The sequence below is a fragment of the Streptomyces sp. SID14436 genome (assembly GCF_010548465.1).
GTDB lineage: Bacteria > Actinomycetota > Actinomycetes > Streptomycetales > Streptomycetaceae > Streptomyces.
The window spans coordinates 32,315-50,546 of sequence record NZ_JAAGMD010000657.1; the positions used below are offsets into that span (position 1 = coordinate 32,315).

At 73.3% G+C, this 18,232-nt stretch carries 12 protein-coding genes, 1 tRNA gene and 3 pseudogenes; 3 read left to right on the forward strand and 13 right to left on the reverse strand.

The genetic code is table 11. The annotated features are described in order from the left end of the window. Positions 1-154: 154 nt before the first annotated feature. Positions 155-1,573, reverse strand: a complete 1,419-nt coding sequence (locus G3I53_RS23395) for an FAD-dependent monooxygenase (protein ID WP_164337463.1) — start codon at positions 1,571-1,573, stop codon at positions 155-157. Between the two features lie 394 nt (positions 1,574-1,967). Between G3I53_RS23395 and G3I53_RS23400 the strand changes: the two genes are divergently transcribed. Continuing rightward, positions 1,968-2,873, forward strand: coding sequence for a restriction endonuclease (locus G3I53_RS23400; RefSeq protein WP_239064062.1), 906 nt, complete (start codon positions 1,968-1,970; stop codon positions 2,871-2,873). Between the two features lie 31 nt (positions 2,874-2,904). Here G3I53_RS23400 and G3I53_RS23405 read toward each other — a convergent pair whose 3' ends face one another. Both G3I53_RS23405 and G3I53_RS23410 read right to left on the reverse strand, forming a co-directional pair. Then, complete coding sequence (locus G3I53_RS23405) at positions 2,905-4,263, reverse strand: GH1 family beta-glucosidase (RefSeq protein ID WP_164337462.1); 1,359 nt, start codon at positions 4,261-4,263, stop codon at positions 2,905-2,907. Between the two features lie 73 nt (positions 4,264-4,336). Further along, positions 4,337-4,534, reverse strand: a pseudogene (locus G3I53_RS23410) (hypothetical protein); the annotation flags it as partial. 364 nt (positions 4,535-4,898) lie between these two features. Between G3I53_RS23410 and G3I53_RS23415 the strand changes: the two are divergent. Further along, on the forward strand, positions 4,899-6,713 hold the full coding sequence (locus tag G3I53_RS23415; protein WP_164337461.1) for a coagulation factor 5/8 type domain-containing protein: 1,815 nt from the start codon (positions 4,899-4,901) through the stop codon (positions 6,711-6,713). Positions 6,714-6,871: 158 nt separating this feature from the next. Here the strand turns inward: G3I53_RS23415 and fusA are convergent, their stop codons facing one another. The 3 genes from fusA to G3I53_RS23425 all read right to left on the reverse strand — a co-directional run bounded on the left by fusA (position 6,872) and on the right by G3I53_RS23425 (position 9,521). Further along, entirely contained in the window at positions 6,872-8,908 is a 2,037-nt protein-coding gene (gene fusA / locus G3I53_RS23420) for an elongation factor G (protein ID WP_164337460.1), read from the reverse strand. A 92-nt stretch (positions 8,909-9,000) separates the two neighbouring features. Further along, positions 9,001-9,126: a hypothetical protein gene (locus tag G3I53_RS34440; protein WP_275404208.1), complete on the reverse strand. Its 126-nt coding sequence runs from the start codon at positions 9,124-9,126 to the stop codon at positions 9,001-9,003. Between the two features lie 310 nt (positions 9,127-9,436). Further along, positions 9,437-9,521, reverse strand: a tRNA-Leu gene (locus tag G3I53_RS23425). Between the two features lie 158 nt (positions 9,522-9,679). On the opposite strand from G3I53_RS23425, the gene G3I53_RS23430 reads away from it, so the two are divergent. After that, the gene (locus G3I53_RS23430; protein ID WP_203617345.1) at positions 9,680-10,996 is read left to right on the forward strand and encodes a DUF2254 domain-containing protein; all 1,317 of its coding nucleotides are present in this window, start codon (positions 9,680-9,682) and stop codon (positions 10,994-10,996) included. 170 nt (positions 10,997-11,166) lie between these two features. Here G3I53_RS23430 and G3I53_RS23435 read toward each other — a convergent pair whose 3' ends face one another. The 7 genes and pseudogenes from G3I53_RS23435 to G3I53_RS23465 all read right to left on the reverse strand — a co-directional run. Next, positions 11,167-12,381, reverse strand: a complete 1,215-nt coding sequence (locus G3I53_RS23435) for a sugar phosphate isomerase/epimerase family protein (protein ID WP_164339009.1) — start codon at positions 12,379-12,381, stop codon at positions 11,167-11,169. A 224-nt stretch (positions 12,382-12,605) separates the two neighbouring features. Continuing rightward, positions 12,606-13,982: pseudogene (locus tag G3I53_RS23440) on the reverse strand (nucleotide pyrophosphatase/phosphodiesterase family protein); the annotation flags it as partial. After that, positions 13,979-15,148, reverse strand: a complete 1,170-nt coding sequence (gene eboE / locus G3I53_RS23445) for a metabolite traffic protein EboE (protein ID WP_164339010.1) — start codon at positions 15,146-15,148, stop codon at positions 13,979-13,981. The gene eboE and the pseudogene G3I53_RS23440, both read right to left, overlap by 4 nt. Positions 15,149-15,151: 3 nt before the next feature. Further along, on the reverse strand, positions 15,152-16,042 hold the full coding sequence (locus G3I53_RS23450; RefSeq protein WP_164339011.1) for a TatD family hydrolase: 891 nt from the start codon (positions 16,040-16,042) through the stop codon (positions 15,152-15,154). After that, positions 16,042-16,956 (reverse strand): EboA domain-containing protein, encoded by a 915-nt coding sequence (locus G3I53_RS23455; RefSeq protein ID WP_239064064.1) that lies wholly within the window; start codon positions 16,954-16,956, stop codon positions 16,042-16,044. Before G3I53_RS23455 ends, G3I53_RS23450 begins: the two co-directional genes overlap by 1 nt. Then, positions 16,953-17,963, reverse strand: coding sequence for a sugar phosphate isomerase/epimerase family protein (locus G3I53_RS23460; protein ID WP_164332743.1), 1,011 nt, complete (start codon positions 17,961-17,963; stop codon positions 16,953-16,955). The genes G3I53_RS23455 and G3I53_RS23460 overlap by 4 nt, the downstream gene beginning before the upstream one ends. Then, positions 17,960-18,232, reverse strand: a pseudogene (locus G3I53_RS23465) (prenyltransferase); the annotation flags it as partial. The gene G3I53_RS23460 and the pseudogene G3I53_RS23465, both read right to left, overlap by 4 nt.

Here is an 18,232-nt window from a genome sequence, read left to right on the forward strand (position 1 = left end):
TGAAATACACCCGTGACCTGCACCGACTCTTCGGGGTTCTCTCTCGTCGCGGGTACGTGACCTCGGCCCGCGCTGCCGCAGGAGTCATCGCCGTCTCCCGTCGCGGGAGACGGCGCGGGCCGACGATCCCGTCGCCGGCCGCCACACCTCCTTGTCAGTTCCCTGCTTCCTCGCGGGCCATCGGGGGCTCCGTGGGGGTCGGGACGGGTGTGCCGAACAGGACGGCTCGGGCCACCGCGGGGGCGAAGACGGCGGTCAAGGGTGCGGACAGGCTGAGTACGGACCGGAAGGCGTCGCCCACCACGGGGTCTCCGGCATAGCGGTCCTGGACCCGGCCCAGGTACCAGTGGGCCGCTCGGTCCCCGGGGCGGGGGGCGACCGCGTTGCCCGTCGCGCCGGGCATGAGCTTGTCGGCTCCGGCGGAGATGTCCCACGCCTGCCGGGACGAGGACAGCACCGCCCGCTGGACGCGGCGCGTCGTGGGCTTGCGCCGCGGGTCGGCCAGGGCGTCGCGGAGCGCGACCGCGTTGAGGGCGGCGACGCTCATGCCCTGTCCGTAGATGGGGTTGAAGGTGCACAGGGCGTCGCCGACTGCCAGGAATCCGGCCGGGCGCCGGCCCGGCAGGTCGTAGCGGCGCCGTACGTTCGCGGTGTGGCGGAAGCCGTGGACCGGTGACACGGGTTCGGCCTTGCTCAGCCAGCGGTGCACGAGCGGGTGCGGCAGCTTCTTGGCGTAGGCCGTGAACTGGTCTCCGTCCGTGGGCGGTTGGTCGCCGCCGAGGCCGGACAGGGTGACGAGATGAGTGCCGTCGCCCAGAGGCAGGACGACGGCGCCGTACGTCTGGGAGGGATTGGGGACGATGTAGTAGCCGAGTGCGTCGGTGCCGAGGATGCCGTCCTTGTCACGGCAGACGCGAGTGCCGTAGGCGAGGCCCGTGTCGATGGTCTCCTCGTGCGGGGCCTGCGCCCCGAGTGCCGTGAGCCACTGCGGGGCCTTCGTGCTGCGGCCGGAGGCATCCACGACCAGGTCGGCCTCGACCAGCCGGGGCTCCGCACGTGTCGCGTCGCCGCGTTCGCGCAGGAGCACGCCACGCACACGGGAGGCGTCGCCCAGGAGACCGACGGCATCCGTGCCTTCCAGCACCTTGATCAACGGGTTGGCGAGAACCCGTCGCCGTACGAGGTGTTCGATTTGCGCGCGGGGACCGGAGTGGTAGTGCGCGGACGAGGGCAGCCGGCGGAACCAGCGCCCGTTCTGCCACTGCACCATGTCCCCGGGCACGCCCACCCGCGGTGCTCCCGCCTCCTCCAGTTCCTGCACGAACCCCGGGAGCAGCGATTCGATGGCCGTCCGCCCTCCCTCCAGCAGGACGTGGATGTGCCGGCTCTGCGGCACTCCGGGACGTGGCTCCGGTCCGTCGGGATACCGGTCACGCTCGACGACGGTCACCCGGTCCACGTGGGCGGCGAGGACGTGTGCCGCGAGCAGGCCCGCCAGGCTGCCGCCGACGACCACCGCATGGCGTCCGCCCCGAGTGCCGCCCGTTGTCACGTTTCCCTGCGCAGCCTGCATCGTTTCCGCTCCTGATTGGCACATCGTCAGAAACCGCCAGTATCGCCCATTTGGAAATGAGGCTGGTGGTTTTCCGGCTCTTCAGGACCGGCTGCCGAGGGCCTTTCGGTCCGTGTGGTCGAGCCTAGTGCCGTGGCCGCCGACGTCGGGGGAACGGGTCGTTCGGTCGGCGACGGTGGGGAGCTGGCGGTCAGGTGACTGATCGTTGTTGTCGGGCCTTCCTCACGTGAACGATCGCGTCGATGCCCGGCGCGGCGCTCGCGACTCCGCCGTTCCGGCAGCGGGACGTGATGCTCGGCGCGCGAAGCCGTGATCACCGTTGCCGGTACAACATCGCGTACCTGGGCAGTCGGTGGTTGACCTTCGTCGGTGTCTCCCGGGAGGAAGCATCACCATGGCCGTGCCCGCATCACACGCCCCCGCCGCGTCGGACTCCGTGCGCACCCGCCGCTCGTTCGAACTGCGCAAGACCGCCATGTACTTCGTGCTTCTCGCCGTCATCGTGACCCTGACCGGGCTGACCGCCCGGACAGTGGCCGCCGCGGCCGAGCGTCGTCCTGCCTGGGCGTTCGCGCTGGCCCTCCTGGTGGCGGCCGGGGGCATCGCCTTCTGGCGAAGAAGGCGCCGGATATCGGCGGTGAAGCTCGCCCGCCGGGCCGCGCAGGCCCTGGACGCCGCGGCGGAGACCGCGGTGGACGTGCTCGACGAGACTCCGCCCGTCGCCGGCCCGGTCCGCCCCTGCGAGCCCGCCCTGCCCACCGCTCCGGTCACCCCGGCGGGCTCCCCCGCCCCTGGTGGTGCCGGTGCGGCGGAAGTGCCGGCCGAGGGCGGCCTGTTGGAGCCCGAACAGACCGCCGTTCTCGTCGACCCGGCGGTGGACGACCCGCTGCACGCGGCCTACGAAGCGCTGGATCCCTACGAGTTCGAGGAGGCGGTGGCCGAACTGTGCCGCCGGGACGGGTGTCGTGACGTCGAGGTCGTGGGCGGGGCCGGGGACCTGGGTGCCGATGTGGTCGCGCGGACCCCGGACGGGCGTCTCCTTGTTGTGCAGTGCAAGCGGTACGGCGACACGAACCGGGTCGGTTCCCAGGACATGCAGCGGTTCGGCGGCACGTGTTTCACCGTGCACGGGGCGGACGTGGCCGTCATGGTGACCACCAGCGGCTTCACCGGCCCCGCACTCGAGTACGCCGAGCAGTGCGGCATCGTCTGTGTGGACGGTCCGGACCTCCTGCGCTGGCGGGACGGCTCGGGGCCGAGCCCCTGGGAGGCGGGGGACGCGGGGGACGCCCTCGGCTGAGGCGTGGTCCCCGGAACGACCGCACCGGGGGTCACGCGGCCCGGGTGTCCCTCCCCCGGTGGGTCCGGATGATCTCCGCGTAGCGGTGGCCGGAGCCCTTGATGGTGCGGGTCTGGGTGGCGTAGTCGACGTGGACGAGGCCGAAGCGCTTGTCGTAGCCGTAGGCCCATTCGAAGTTGTCCAGGAGGGACCAGGCGAAGTAGCCGGCCAGCGGTGCTCCCTTACGGGCGGCGGAGGCGCAGGCGGCGATGTGGTCCTCCAGGTAGGCGCGGCGTTCGGGGTCGTCGACGGTGCCGTCGGGGCGGACGGTGTCGGGGAAGGCGGAGCCGTTCTCGGTGACGTAGAGGCGGCGGGCGCCGTACTCGTGGGTGAGGCGCAGGAGGAGGGTCTCGATGCCGGTGGGGTCGATTGCCCAGTCCATGCCCGTGCGGGGCACGCCCTCGCGGCGTACGGCCGTGGCGTGGGGGGCGGGGCCGTCCGGGTCGGCGGTGACGACCTGGGGGAAGTAGTAGTTGAGGCCGAGCCAGTCGAGCGGGGAGGCGATGGCGGCCGAGTCGCCCGGTTTCTCGGGGAGTTCGACGCCGTACACGTCGCGCATGTCGGTGGGGAAGCCGCGGCCGTGGACGGGGTCGAGCCACCAGCGGTTGGTGTGGCCGTCCATGCGGGCGGCGGCGGCCAGATCCTCCGGGGTGTCGCTCGCGGGGTGGACGGTGGAGAGGTTGTTGACGATGCCGACCTGGGCGCCCGGGGCGGCGGCGCGGACGGCGCGGGTGGCGAGGCCGTGAGCGAGGAGGAGGTGGTAGGAGGCGCGGACGGCGGCGGTGAGGTCGGTGAGGCCGGGGGCCATGCGGCCTTCGAGATGGCCGATCCAGGCGGAGCACAGGGGCTCGTTGAGCGTGGCCCAGTGGTGGACGCGGTCGCCGAGGCGGCCGGCGACGACGGAGGCGTACGCGGCGAAGTGTTCGGCGGTGTCGCGTACCGGCCAGCCGCCGCGGTCCTGGAGCGTCTGGGGCAGGTCCCAGTGGTAGAGGGTGACGGACGGGGTGATGCCGGCGGCCAGCAGGCCGTCGACGAGCCGGTCGTAGAAGTCGAGGCCCTTGGGGTTGGCCGGGCCGTCGCCGCCGGGGACGACGCGGGGCCAGGCGACCGACAGGCGGTAGGCGTTGGTGCCGAGGCGGCGCATGAGGTCGATGTCCTCGGGCCAGCGGTGGTAGTGGTCGCAGGCGGTGTCGCCGTGGTCGCCGTTGTCGATCGCGCCGGGGGTTCGGGAGAAGGTGTCCCAGATGGAGGGTGAGCGGCCGTCCTCCGTCACGGCTCCCTCGATCTGGTAGGCCGAGGTGGCCGTGCCCCACAGGAAGTCGTCGGGGAGGGCGGAGTGGTCGATGGTCACTGGGGTCCTTTCGCGAGGGGTGCGGTGGTCGGTCACGTCACGTGGCCGCCCGGCGGTCGGTGCGGGAAGGTCGTCAGGGCGGGGAGGTCGTCAGTGCGGGGCGGTCAGGGCGGGGTGCTGACTTGACCGCTCCCGCGGGCAGGCCGGCGACGAGGTAGCGCTGCAGGAGCAGGAAGCCCGCGACCACGGGGAGGCTCACCACGAGTGAGGCGGCCATGATCTGGTTCCAGTACACGTCGTCGAGGGTGGAGCAGCCGTGGAGGCCGACGGCACGGCTCGGATGCTGCGCATGGCTCGTGGTGTGCCTTTCCGGGAGTGCGCGGGGGTGGTGTCCCATGGTGTCCCCGCGCCGAGGCTGGTCACGCGAGGCTGCGTGGGGCGCGTGCCGGTGACGTGATCCTCACGGCTTAATTCAGGACGTGAGTTAAAGGCTCCGGGCGCGTGGCGTCAAGGGGTTGGGCACGCTCGTCCGCGGCGGACCGAGGGCGGTGCCGCTCGTACCGACTCGCGCCTCACCTCTTGACGCAAGTGTTCCGGGGATGAACCATTCACCGGCGAGAGAGCGCTCCCAACACCCCGCCCCGTTCACTTCCTGAACCGGACCACGTTCGCTTCCTGAACAGGAGAGCCGCCCCATGACGTCCGACTCCCCCACCCCCTCCGCGAGTTCGCCCGGACCGTCGGGGCTGCCCGCGCTCGGCCGGCGCACCGTCCTCGGTGCCGCGGCCGCCGCTCCCCTGCTGGCCGCCGGTCTGCCGGGTACGGCGTCCGCGGCACCGGACCACCGCGGAAGGCCCCGCCGGCTCAAGGGCGGTGGCGACCTCGGCCCCAACGTGCTCGTCTTCGACCCGGCCACGCGGAACATCCAGGAGACGCTGGACGAGGTGTTCGCCCGGCAGGAGTCGGACCAGTTCGGGCCCGGGCGCTGCCAGTTGCTGTTCAAGCCGGGGGCCTACCACGATCTCAACGCGCAGATCGGCTTCTACACCTCGATCTCCGGGCTGGGCCTGTCCCCCGACGACACCACGATCCACGGCGACATCACCGTCGACGCGGGCTGGTTCGACGGCAACGCCACGCAGAACTTCTGGCGTTCGGCGGAGAACCTGGCCGTCGTCCCGGTCAACGGCACCAACCGGTGGGCCGTCGCCCAGGCCGCGCCGTTCCGCCGGATGCACGTCCGGGGCGACCTCAACCTCGCGCCGGACGGCTACGGCTGGGCCAGCGGCGGCTACATCGCGGACAGCCGCATCGACGGCACCGTCGGCCCGTACTCCCAGCAGCAGTGGTACACCCGGGACAGTGCGGTGGGCGGCTGGACCAACGCCGTGTGGAACATGGTGTTCTCCGGCGTCGAGGGTGCTCCGGCGCAGACGTTCCCCGAGCCGCCGTACACCACGCTGACCACCACACCCCGCTCCCGGGAGAAGCCCTTCCTGTACCTCGACGGGGACCGCTACCGCGTGTTCCTGCCCGCACTGCGGACCAACGCGCGCGGGGTGACCTGGGGCAACGGCACCCCGCGCGGCACCTCGCTGCCGCTGGAGCGCTTCTACGTCGCCCGGCCCGGCGACTCGGCGGCCACCCTCAACCGGGCGCTCGACCAGGGCCTGCACCTGCTGCTGACGCCGGGGATCTACCACGTCGACCGGCCGGTGCGGGTGAACCGGCCCAACACCGTGGTGCTGGGCCTGGGTTACGCCACCCTCATCCCGGACAACGGCGTCACCGCGATGCGGGTCGCCGACGTCGACGGGGTCCGGCTGGCGGGCTTCCTCATCGACGCCGGCCCGGTCAACTCCCCCGTCCTGCTGGAGGTCGGGCCGCGCGGCGCCTCCCGGGGTCACTCCGCGAACCCGATCACCGTCCAGGACGTCTTCATCCGGATCGGCGGCGCCGGGCCCGGCAAGGCGACGACCAGCATGGTCGTCAACGCCCGGCACACGATCATCGACCACACCTGGGTGTGGCGCGCCGACCACGGCGACGGCGTCGGCTGGGAGACCAACCGCTGCGACTACGGCGTCGTCGTCAACGGCCACGACGTCCTGGCGACGGGCCTGTTCGTCGAACACTTCAACAAGTACGACGTGCAGTGGAACGGCGAACGGGGCCGCACCATCTTCTTCCAGAACGAGAAGGCGTACGACGCTCCCGACCAGGCCGCCATCCAGAACGGCTCCGTGAAGGGCTATGCCGCGTACAAGGTCGGCGACCACGTCCGCAGCCACGAGGGCTGGGGCATGGGCAGTTACTGCTACTACAACGTCAACCCCACGATCGTGCAGCACCACGGCTTCGCCGCCCCGGTGCGGCCCGGGGTGCGCTTCCACCACCTGCTGGTCGTCTCGCTGAGCGGCAACGGCCAGTACGAGTGCGTCATCAACGACACCGGGGCGCCGACGTCGGGTTCGGACACGGTGCCGTCGAAGGTGGTGTCCTACCCCTGAGCGACGACGGACGGTGCCGTTGACCGACGGGCGGTGTCACGGCCCCACGGGCGGTGCCGTCCCGGACGGACGGCGGTGACCCGTGGTCCCGGAGCGGCGGCCCCTCCCGGTCGAGGGCGCGGGAGGAGCCGCCCGCCCCGCCCCCCACGGGTGCGGGCCTACCGCGGGGGTGCGGGGGCGTAGCCGGTGGGCCGGCCGGTGAAGGTGCCGCGACCCCGGGTACGGCTGCGCAACCGGGTCGCGTAGCCGAACAGTTCGGCCAGCGGCACAGTCGCGGTGACGACCGTCGCGCCCGCCCGGGCGACGGAGCCCGTCACCCGGCCGCGGCGGGCGGCCAGGTCACCGAGCACCCCGCCCACCGCGTCCTCGGGCACGGTGACGGAGACCTCGACGACCGGCTCCAGCCGGACCATCGCGCAGGCCCGCAGGGCATCCCGCAGACCGAGCCGCCCGGCCGTGCGGAACGCGGTGTCCGACGAGTCCTTCACGTGGGTGGACCCGTCGGTGAGGGTGACCCGCAGGCCGGTCACCGGGTCGCCGCCCAGCGGGCCCTCCGCCAGCGCGTCCCGGCAGCCCGCCTCGACCGCCCGGACGTACTCCTGCGGCACCCGCCCGCCGGTCACCGTCGAGCGGAACGTGAAGCCGGGTTCCGCGGACGGAAGCGGTTCGACGTCGAGGACGACGTGCGCGAACTGCCCCGCACCGCCGTCCTGTTTGACGTGCCGGTACACGAATCCGGACACCCCGCGGGCCACCGTCTCCCGGTGGCTGACCCGGGGGCGGCCCACGCCGACGCCCAGCCCGTGCTCGCGCCGGATCTTCTCCACCGCGACCTCCAGATGCAGTTCGCCCATGCCGGACAGCAGCGTCTGCCCCGTCTCGGGGTCGGTGCGCACCACCAGCGAGGGGTCCTCCTCGGCGATCCGCGCCAGCGCGTCCGCCAGGCGGCCGGTGTCCGTGCCCCTCGACGCCTCGACGGCCACGGACACCACCGGCTCGGCGACCCCGGGCGGTTCGAGGAGCAGCGGGGCGTCGGGCGCGCAGAGGGTGGATCCGGCGCGCGCGGACTTCGGGCCCACCACGGCGACGATGTCCCCGGCGACGGCACGGTCGAGCGGGGCGTGCCGGTCGGCACGGACCCGCAGGATGCGCCCGATGCGTTCGGTGCGCCGCGCGGTGGCGTCCCACACGGTGTCTCCCTTCTCGATGGTTCCGGCGTAGAGGCGCAGGTAGGTCAGGCGCCCGGTGGCGGTGGCGGTCACCTTGAACGCGAGCGCGGCCAGCGGTGCCGTCCGGTCGGCGGCCCGTTCCCGCTCGCGGCCGTCGTCGTCCGTGCCGCGGACCGGCGGGACGTCGAGCGGTGACGGCAGGTAGGCGAGCACGGCGTCCAGGAGCGGTTCGATGCCCCGGTCGCGGTAGGCGGAGCCGCACAGGACGACGACCGCGTCACCGCTGCGGGTCAGGTCCCGCAGGGCGGACTCGAGGGTGCCGGTGCCGAGTGCCCCCGTGGCGCAGAACTCCTCCAGGGCACGCGGATGGAGTTCGGCGACGGCCTCCTCCAGCAGCCGGCGCCGCCGGAGCGTCTCCTCGCGCAGCTCGTCCGGGACGGGTGCGGGGTCGCGCGCCTCGCCCTCGTCGTTCCAGGTCAGGGCCCGCATGCGCAGGAGGTCGACCACGCCGGTGAAGGTGTCCTCCGCTCCGATGGGGAACTGGACGGCCAGGGGTGCGGGGTGCAGCCGTTCGCGGAGGGAGGCGACGGCGTCGTCGAGCCGGGCACCGGGCCGGTCCATCTTGTTGACGAACGCGATCCGCGGTACTCCGTGCCGGTCCGCCTGCCGCCACACGGCCTCGCTCTGCGGTTCCACGCCGGCGACCGCGTCGAACACGGCGACGGCACCGTCGAGGACGCGCAGGGAGCGCTCCACCTCGTCGGCGAAGTCGACGTGTCCGGGGGTGTCGATCAGGTTGATGCGGTGCCCCTGCCAGGCACAGCTGACGGCGGCGGAGAAGATGGTGATACCCCGGTCGCGTTCCTGGGGGTCGAAGTCGGTGACGGTGGTGCCGTCGTGGACCTCGCCGCGCCGGTGCGTGGTGCCGGTCGCGTAGAGGATCCGCTCGGTGACGGTGGTCTTGCCGGCGTCCACGTGGGCGAGGATGCCGAGGTTGCGGACGGTGGTGAGGGGGTCGGTGCGCATGGCCCGTGCCTTTCGGCTGGTGCGGAGAAGGGCAGCGCGATGTCGCCCGGCGCACGGCGGGGCACACCCCCGGCAGGCGGGGGCGCGTCGGCTCAGACGTGCGTCGCGGGCATCCGGTACCGGCCGCGCAGCGGGCACCGGACGCCCGGAGACACCAGGATCACCTCGGAGCGGGCGGACCGGGAACGGGGAGCGGCGACGGCGGCGTGGTCACGCATGGCCTGCTCCCCCCCCACTGTGGTCACGGTGCGGCGCCCCCCGGGACGGGGCTGCGCCTGCTGATCGGCGAGTGTAGGGAAGGGCGGGAGGCCGCGGCCACGCAATTTCCGCGGCTGGTTGCCTCAGGGGGCCGGGGGGAGGTGAAGTCCTGCGGGCGGGGGCGGGGGCCGGGGAGGTGGTCCCGCGGGCGGAGCCGGAAAGCCCGGCGCGGGCGGGGGGACGGGAAGCCCCGCGCGGGGAGGACGGGATGTTCCCGGACAAGCGAAACGGGCCGAGATGATCTCGACCCGTGCCTGTGTGTACTGCGAGTGTCCGAGGGGGGACTTGAACCCCCACGCCCGATAAAGGGCACTAGCACCTCAAGCTAGCGCGTCTGCCATTCCGCCACCCGGACCAGGTGTTTCGCCGCCGTGCCGGGGGCGGGCCCCGCGGCGACATGGACCACCATACCAAGGTTTGGCAGCGCCCTTCACCTGCGTTTCCTTCGCTCCGGCGGCGCTCCGGGACCTGGGGGCCGGATCCGCCTAGGGTCGCACCATGAGTGACTGGATGATGACGCACCGTGCGCTTCCGGGTCGCCGCCGGCGGGCCCTGTCACCGCTCCGTGAGCACCTGCGGGACTCGTTCTGGTTCGCGCCCACGGCCGCCATGGTGATCGTCTTCGTGGTCTGGCTGGTCACGGAGGAACTGGACACGGCCATCGTCGAGTCGCTGCGGGAGCAGGGCGACTTCGAGACGCTCGACGATCTGGTGCGGTTCGCCGAGGACGCGAAGACCGTGGTCGGCGCGGTCAGCTCGGCGATGATGACCTTCATCGGTGTGGTCTTCAGCATCTCGCTGGTCGCGGTGCAGATGGCGAGCGGGCAGTTCACGCCCCGGGTGGTGCGGATCTTCGTCCGGAGCCGGATCACCAAGGCCACCTTCGCGGTCTTCCTCGCGACGTTCGTCCTGACGCTGCTGGTGCTGACCGCGTTCGACAGCACGACCGATCCCCGCCGGGTGGTGTCCGTTCCGCTGGTGCAGTCGGTCCTCACGCTCGGGATGGTGGCGCTGAGCCTGCTGCTGTTCGTGATGTACGTGAACACGACCCTGCGGCTGATGCGGGTCAGTCATGTGATCGCGCGGATCGCCGTGGAGTCCTTCCGGGCCGTCGCGCTCATGCCCGCGGTGCGGGACGGCGACGCGCGGCCGGAGCTCGGGCCGGTGACGGCGTGGGTCGCGCACGAGGGCCGGGCGGGGGTGCTGCGGGACGTGCACATCGCCCGGCTGGTGCGGGTGGCCCGGCGGCACGGGGTGGTGCTGCGGCTGGTGCCGCGCATCGGGGACTTCGTGGTCCCCGGCATGCCCGTGATCGCGGTGCACGGCGGGCAATCCCCTCCCCCGCGCGTCCTGCGGTACACGATGAGCGTCGGCGTGGAGCGCACCTTCCACCAGGATCTCGGCTTCGGGCTGCGGCAGTTGTCGGACATCGCGCTGCGGGCCCTGTCGGCGGCGATCAACGATCCGACGACGGCCGTGCAGGCCCTGGACCGCGTGGTGCAGCTGCTGGCGGTGCTGTCGCGGCGGCCGCTGGACGTGGCGCTGCACCGGGACCGGTCGGGGACGGTCCGGCTGGTGCAGCCGCTGCCGGGGTGGGAGGCGCTGGTGGACCTGGGGTTCGCCGAGGTGCGCGGCTGTGCCGCCGGGGCGCCGCAGGTGACCCGGCGGCTGCTGGCCGGGCTGGACGACCTGCTGCTGCTCGTGCCGCCGGAGCGGTGCGAGCCGCTCCGGCGCCACCGCGAGCTGCTGCGGCAGGCCGTCGAGCGGGTCGCGCCGACCCCGGCGGACCGGGCGTTCGCGCTCCGGCCGGACCGCCAGGGCATCGGCTGATCCGCGGGGGCGTGACCGGGCTCCGGCCGGAGCCGGCCGGATCAGCTCTGATCGGGTCTGATCGGGTCGGCTCCGGCCGGCCCGCACGGACTGTGGCCGTGAGCGGGCGTGAGCGCGCGTGAGCGGGCGTGAGCGGCCTGTCAGCGCGCGTCAGCGCGCGTGAGCGGCCGTCAGCGGCGGCGTTTGCGGAGGGCCGCCATGTTGTCGTAGCTGATCTTCGCCTCCCGCAGCGACTGCGCCGGGTCGGTGGCGCTCGGGGAGTTGTCGTCCTCGACCATCGGGTTGCGGTAGTTCGGCAGCCCGACCCGGGAGAAGAACGTCGTGTAGTCGATGTCGCCGGTGCCGAACGGCACCATGTCCCAGCCCATGCCGTTGGTGGTGTCGACGACGCCGTCCTTGGCGTGGAAGAGCGGGTAACGCTTGTTGTGGCGGGCGACGAGGGCTGCCGGGTCGAAGACGTTCCTGCGGGTGGAGCCGTCGGCGGCGGTGTAGGTGTGGAACTTGTACTGGGCGACGTGCGCCCAGAAGATGTCCATCTCCAGCCAGACCAGCTTCGGGTCGGTGACCTTCAGGAAGTACTCCAGCTTGCGGATGCCGGAGCTGCGGGTGGGACGGCCCTGGTCGTCGAGCGGGCCGCGGTCGAGGAGGAAGCCGTACGCGCTGTCGTGGTTGTGGGTGTAGAGCTTGATGCCCTCACGGCGGGCGATGGCCCCGAGCGCGTTCCACTTGTCGGCGGCCACGTCCCAGTCGGCCCGGTGGGAGCTGCCGGTGGGGTCGCCGCCGGTGCCCATGTGGTCCATGCCGAGGATGTTGGCGATCTCCAGGTGCTTCTTGAAGGTGTCCTTGTCCGCCGGGGTGAGCGGCCAGGACGGCGGGATGAAGCCGTGGTTGCCCTGGGCGCGCAGTCCGTGGTCGTCGAGCCAGCGGCGCAGCAGCCTGGCTCCCTCGACCGTTTCGAGGTTGTCGCCGCCGGGGGCGTTGGCGTGCTGGCGGTAGCCCGCGAACTCGACCTGGCGGTAGCCGTGCCGGGCGAGCTGCTTGAAGACCTCGCGGAAGCCGGAGGGCAGGTCGCTCGCGAGGGGGTCGCGGGCGGTCGCGTCGCGGACGGTGTAGAGGATGATGCCGCGCTTGTGCGGCGGTACGAGCACCTGTCCGCGCCCATGGCCGTGGTCGTGCCCGTGCCCGTGGCCGTGGTCTCTGTCCCGGCCGTGGGCGAGGGCGGGGGCCGCGCCGAAGACGGGGGCCGCGACCGCGCCGGCGGCCACGGCGGTGCAGGTGGTGAGGAAGCGGCGCCGGCCCACGCCGAGGCTGCGGCGCAGGGCCTCGTCGGGTGCGTCGCCGAGGGTGGCGGGTTCGGTGCGGGAGGGTTCGGGACGGAGCGTCACGAGGGGCCTGCCTTCCGGGTCGCGGCCGGTGCCGGGGCCACCGGGACCGGCCGTTGTCAGTGTCGTGTGTTTCACTCTCGGTAGTCGGACTGCGGGGGCCGTGCGTGGGCGGGGAACGCCCGGTGTGAGGCGCGCGGTCACCCGGGGTCGGCCGGGTGCACGTCGTGCGGGTGCGCGTCCGGCGTGTGTGCGTCCTGCGGGTGCGCTGCGTGCGTCGGCCGGTCGAGTCCGGCCAGGCGGAGCAGGAGTTGTTTGACATCGGTGGCCGCTACGCGGTCGCCCACGGCATCGGGGGTGGAGCAGATGAGGAGCGGACCGTCGTCGTCGCTCGCGGGGAGGCGGCCGTGGCTGCCGCGAAGAGGTGAGGGGTCGAGGGGCACGACCGCCATGCGGTAGCGCAGGCCCAGCTTCTTGCGGGCCAGCGCGGTGGCGGCCTTGACCTTGACGTAGGGGTCCAGGGGGTCCATGAAGAGTTCGACCGGGTCGTAGCCGGGTTTGCGGTGGATCTCGACGAGCCGCGCGAAGTCGGGCGCTCGGTCGTCGTCGAGCCAGTAGTAGTACGTGAACCAGGCGTCGGGTTCGGCGACGGCGACCAGCTCCCCGGAGCGGGGATGGTCGAGGTGGTGGGTCTTCTTGCCCTCGTCGTCGAGGAGTTGCTCGATGCCGGGCAGTCCCTCGAGGGCGGCGCGGGTCGCGTCGAGGTCCTCGGGGCGGCGCACGTAGACGTGGGCGATCTGGTGGTCGGCGACGGCGAAGGCGCGGGAGGCCATCGGGTCGAGGTACTCCATGCCGTCCTGCGTGTGCACCTCCAGCAGTCCGGCGCGGCGCAGGGCCCGGTTGATGTCCACGGGGCGGTTCACGCGCGTGATGCCGTACTCGGACAGGGCGACGACGGTGCGGCCCTCGGCGCGGGCGTCCTCCAGCAGCGGGGCCATCGCGGCGTCGAGGTCGGCGGCCGCCTTCAGGGAGCGGGGGTCGTCGGGGCCGTAGCGCTGGAGGTCGTAGTCGAGGTGAGGGAGGTAGCAGAGGGTCAGGTCGGGGTGGCGGGTGCGCATGATGTGGCGGGTGGCGTCGATGATCCACCGGCTGGAGACGAGGTCGGCGCCGGGGCCCCAGAAGTGGAACAGGGGGAAGGTGCCGAACTTCTCGGTGAGTTCGTCGTGCAGCGCGGGCGGCCGGGTGTAGCAGTCGGGTTCCTTGCGGCCGTCGGCGTAGTAGACGGGGCGGGGGGTGACGGTGATGTCGGTGTCGGCGCCCATCGCGTACCACCAGCAGATGTTGGCGACGGTGTAGCCGGGGTGGGCGCGGCGGGCGGCGTCCCAGAGCTTGTCGCCGGCGACGAGGCCGTTGTGCTGCCGCCACAGCAGGACGTCGCCGAGTTCGCGGAAGTACCAGCCGTTGCCGACGATGCCGTGCTCGGCGGGCAGGGTGCCGGTCAGGAAGGTCGACTGGGCGGCGCAGGTGACGGCGGGCAGCACGGTGCCGAGGGGCGCGCGGGAGCCGGCCTGGCCGAGGGACTTCAGGTGGGGCATGTGGTCCAGGAGACGTGGGGTGAGGCCCACGACGTCGAGGACGAGGAGGGGGGTGGGGGCGTCGCTCATGGGAGCTCCTTCAGGCCGAGGTCCGTCAGGAGGTCGCGGGCCAGGGCGAGTTCGGCGGCGACGCCGTCGGCGAGTGCGGCGCGGCCCTTGGGGCGCAGTTCGGGCGGGAGGGCCTGCCAGGTGTAGGTCTCGACCTCGAGGTGGTGGGTGAGCGGGTGCGGGCCGCCGACCAGGCGGGCCAGGGCGGAGGTGAGCACGGGCAGCGTGGAGGTGAGGGGTGCGACGGGGTCCGCGTGCAGCGGGACGTGGAAGTGCGCGCGCCAGGGTGCGGTGTCGGGCAGGGCGGTGCCGGTCAGGGCCTCGTCGAGGTCGTCGGTGCCGCGCAGGCCGGCGGCGGTGACGGTTCGGGTCTGGTGCAGGAAGCGGGGCTCGGCGAAGGTGGCCAGCGCCTCGCGGACCTCGGGGAGGTGGGGCTGTTCGGCGTGCAGTGCGGCGGAGAGCTGGGACTTGACGACGGGCACCCCGGCCCGGGTGAGGTCGTCCAGGGCGGTGTGCGGGTCCTCGAAGGAGGTGGCGAGGTGGCAGGTGTCGACGCAGATGCCGATGCGGTCGTGGCCGACCGCGGTCAGCGGTGCGAGGGCGTCGCGGGTGGTTTCGACGACGCAGCCGGGTTCGGGTTCCAGGGCGACCCGGACGGAGCGTCCGGTGAGGTCCTGGAGGGCGTCGAGGCGTTCGGCGAGGGTGCGCAGGGCGGTGCGGGCGGTGGCGGCCCGCCGGTCGTCGTAGGCGGTGCGCCAGGCCAGCGGCAGGGTGGAGATGCTGCCTTCGGTGACGTCGTCGGGGAGCAGCCCGGCGAGGACGCGGGCCAGGGCCGTCGTGTACTCCAGCCGCTCGGGGTCGGCCCAGTCGGGCTTGTAGACGCGGTACTTGACCTCGTCCGCGCCGAATCCCTCGTAGGGGAAGCCGTTGAGGGTGACGACCTCCAGGCCCCGCTGTTCGAGTGCGCAGCGCAGTCCGCGCAGAGCGGAGGGGTCGCCGACGAGGGCGCGGGCGGCGTCCCTGGCGAGCCACAGGCCGATGCCGAGACGGTCCCGGCCCAGGCGGCGGCGGACGGGCTCGCAGTGGTCGCGGAGCTGGGCGAGGACGCCGTCGAGGGTCTCGGCGGGGTGCACGTTGGTGCAGTAGGCGAGGTGGACGGTGGAGCCGTCGGGATGGCGGAAGCGCATGGCTCACGCCTCCGCGGCGGGGACGGCGGCCGGGCCGGGCGCGTCCTTGGGGGCGCCGCGCTGGATGGAGTTGCCCTCGTGGGTGTCGCGGGGGGCGGGGACGTCCAGGTCGAGCCGGCCGCTGAGCCCGTAGAAGGCGACGGGGTTGCGCCACAGCACCAGGTCGACGTCATCGTCGGTGAAGCCCTCGGCGAGCATGAGGTCGGCCACCTTGCGGGTCTTCAGCGGGTCGCTCTTGCCCCAGTCGGCGGCGGAGTTCACCAGCACCCGCTCGGGGCCGTGTTCCTTCAGGATGGCGACCATCCGGTCCTCGTCCATCTTGGTGTCCGGGTAGACGGAGAAGCCCAGCCAGCAGCCGCTGTCCTTGGCCTCCTTGACGGTCGTCTCGTTGAGGTGGTCGATCAGGACGCGGTCCATGGGCAGCGCGGACTCGCGGACGACGTCGAGGGTGCGGCGCAGTCCGGCCAGCTTGTCGCGGTGCGGGGTGTGCACGAGGGCGGGCAGGCCGTGGTCGGCGGCGAGCTGGAGCTGCGCGGCCAGTGCGGTGTCCTCGGCGGGGGTCATGGAGTCGTAGCCGATCTCGCCGACGGCCACCACGTTGTCCTTGACGAGATAGCGGGGCAGTTCGTCGAGGACGGGCACGCAGCGCGGGTCGTTGGCCTCCTTGGGGTTCAGGGCCAGCGTGCAGTGGTGGGCGATGCCGTACTGGGCGGCGCGGAAGGGTTCCCAGCCGAGGAGGGCGTCGAAGTAGTCGAGGAAGGAGGCCGGGGAGGTGCGGGGCTGGCCCAGCCAGAAGGCCGGCTCGACGACGGCGCGGACCCCCGCGGTGTACATGGCCTGGTAGTCGTCGGTGGTCCGGGACGTCATGTGGATGTGGGGGTCGAAGAGGCGCATCAGGTCTCCTTGACGTGGGGGGCGTCGTCCGGGTGGGGGGTGTCCGCATGCGAGTGGTGCGGGGCGCGGGGGCGGTCCGGGGCCGGTGTCGGAGGGGCGGGGCCGTCGGTGGAGGCCAGCGTCAGGACCCGGTACAGGTCGTCGGGGACGGATCGGCCGGCGGCGGTGCGTTCCTCGGCGAAGTCGCCGAGCATGCGGGCGAGTTCGCCGTCGCCGCGGGCGCGCCGGGCCAGGTCGGTGATCCGGTCGACGGGGACGCCGGTGAACAGGCACTTCAGTACGGCGTGCCGCCAGGCGTGGGGATCGAGGTGCCGGGCGCCGTAGGGGCCGAGGGCGGCGGCGACGAGCCGGGTGTCGTTGGTGCGCAGGGCGTCCTCGACGAGCGGGACGGCGTCCGGGCCGGGCACGAGGTGGGCCAGGGCGTGCAGGACGGCGCGGCGTTCGGCGGCGGTGCCCTGGGAGTAGACCCGGGTGAGGGCGTCCGTATCGGCGCGGGCGGCGTCCAGGATGAGGACGCGGGCGGCGTCGGCGTGGTCGGGCCCGCAGCGGCGGCCCGCCTCGGCGAGCCGGAGCTCCCACACCGAGATGGGGCCGTGGGTGCCCGGGTGTTCGGCGGCCTCCTCCAGGGCCCGGTCGAGCCAGGCGCGGGCGGCGGGGTCCAGGCGGTCGGCGAGCCGGCGGCGCAGTTCGGCGGGCGGGAGGACGGCCGGGTGACCGGTGCGGTGGCCGGGCTGGTGGTCGGCCCGGTGATCGGCCCGGTGGTGGGGCTGTGCTGCTGCCGCGGGGTGGGCGGCGGGGCCGCCGGCCTGCGTCTCCGCCGCGGGGTGGGTGGCGGCGGCCGGGGTGGCGGTGGCCGGGGTGGCGCCTGCTGGGTCTGCCTCCGGGGTCGCCGGGACGGCATCGGGGCTGTTCATGGGGTGGTGCTCCCTTCGGGGGTGGCGGAGGGATCGCCGTGTGAGGGGACGGGATCGGAGGAGGAGGTGGTGGCGGTCCGGGTAGGTCCCACCGGTGACGGGGCGGCCGCGCGGAGGAACGGGAGGGAGTGGGCGGCGAAGTGGGGGCCCGCGTGGGAGTGGCGGGGCAGTTCGACGACGGTCAGGCCCCGGTAGCCGGTGTCGGCGAGGGCCGCGAGGACGGGCGGGAAGTCGATCTCGCCGTCGCCGAAGGGGAGGTGCTCGTGCACGCCGCGCCGCATGTCCTCGATCTGCACGTGGCGCAGCCAGGGAGCGGCTTCGCGGACGCAGTCCGCGGGAGATAGGGGTTCCAGGCACTGGCAGTGGCCGATGTCCAGGGTGAGGCCGAGGGGCCGGGGGTCGCCGAGGAGGCGGCGCAGGTGGTGGAAGTCGGCGAGGGTGCCCAGGAGGTGGCCGGGTTCGGGCTCCACGGCGAGCGGGGCGCCGGCGGCGTCGGCGGCCTCCAGCACCGGGGTGAGGGACTGGTCGAGGCGCTTCCAGGCGGTGTCCTCGTCGGTGCCCTCCGGGAGGGTGCCGCTGAAGCAGTGCACGGCGTGGGCGCCCAGGTCGGCGGCGACCCGGACGGCCCGCAGGAGCAGGTCGACGCGTCGGGCCCGGTCCTCCGGGTCCGGGTCGAGGAGCGACGGGCCGTGCTTGCGGCGCGCGTCGAGGACGTAGCGGGCGCCGGTCTCGACGGTGACGCCCAGACCGAGCGCGTCCAGCCGGTGGGCGACGCGGCGGGTGCGGGCGGCCAGGTCCGGGGCGAGGGGGTCGAGGTGCATGTGGTCGAGGGTCAGGCCGACGCCGTCGTAGCCGAGGTCGGCGAGCAGGCCGAGGGCGTCGTCGAGGCGGAGGTCGACGAGACCGTTGGTGCCGTAGCCGAAACGCAGCGGGGCGGGCTCCGGCGGGGGCGGCTGTGCTGCCTCGCCGCTGACCCCGTGCCGGATGCTCGACACGTCGTGGCTCATGTGATGCTCACCTTCCTCATCGCGGCCCGCCGCGCGAACCACCGGCCCGCCGGGGCCAGGGTTGCGACCAGCAAGGAGGTCACGGGGGCGCCGGCGCGGGCCGCGAGGGCGGCCTGGAGCGGGATCGTCGCCCGGATGCCGCCGCCGACGGCGCGCTGGGTGAGCGGGGGTGACGGGTTGAGCGCGGCGTGGAAGTACGGCCGGGCGGCGGTGGCGGCGTAGGCGGCGCCCAGGACGGTGGCCAGGGCGCCGGCGGCCGGAGAAGCGGG

Bases quoted from the DNA above. Each gene is read 5' to 3' on its own strand.
- G3I53_RS23395 (WP_164337463.1), bottom strand. From the start codon at position 1,573: ATGCAGGCTGCGCAGGGAAACGTGACAACGGGCGGCACTCGGGGCGGA.
- G3I53_RS23400 (WP_239064062.1), top strand. From the start codon at position 1,968: ATGGCCGTGCCCGCATCACACGCCCCCGCCGCGTCGGACTCCGTGCGC.
- G3I53_RS23415 (WP_164337461.1), top strand. From the start codon at position 4,899: ATGACGTCCGACTCCCCCACCCCCTCCGCGAGTTCGCCCGGACCGTCG.
- fusA (WP_164337460.1), bottom strand. From the start codon at position 8,908: ATGCGCACCGACCCCCTCACCACCGTCCGCAACCTCGGCATCCTCGCC.
- G3I53_RS34440 (WP_275404208.1), bottom strand. From the start codon at position 9,126: ATGCGTGACCACGCCGCCGTCGCCGCTCCCCGTTCCCGGTCCGCCCGC.
- G3I53_RS23430 (WP_203617345.1), top strand. From the start codon at position 9,680: ATGACGCACCGTGCGCTTCCGGGTCGCCGCCGGCGGGCCCTGTCACCG.
- eboE (WP_164339010.1), bottom strand. From the start codon at position 15,148: ATGCGCTTCCGCCATCCCGACGGCTCCACCGTCCACCTCGCCTACTGC.
- G3I53_RS23450 (WP_164339011.1), bottom strand. From the start codon at position 16,042: ATGCGCCTCTTCGACCCCCACATCCACATGACGTCCCGGACCACCGAC.
- G3I53_RS23455 (WP_239064064.1), bottom strand. From the start codon at position 16,956: ATGAACAGCCCCGATGCCGTCCCGGCGACCCCGGAGGCAGACCCAGCA.
- G3I53_RS23460 (WP_164332743.1), bottom strand. From the start codon at position 17,963: ATGAGCCACGACGTGTCGAGCATCCGGCACGGGGTCAGCGGCGAGGCA.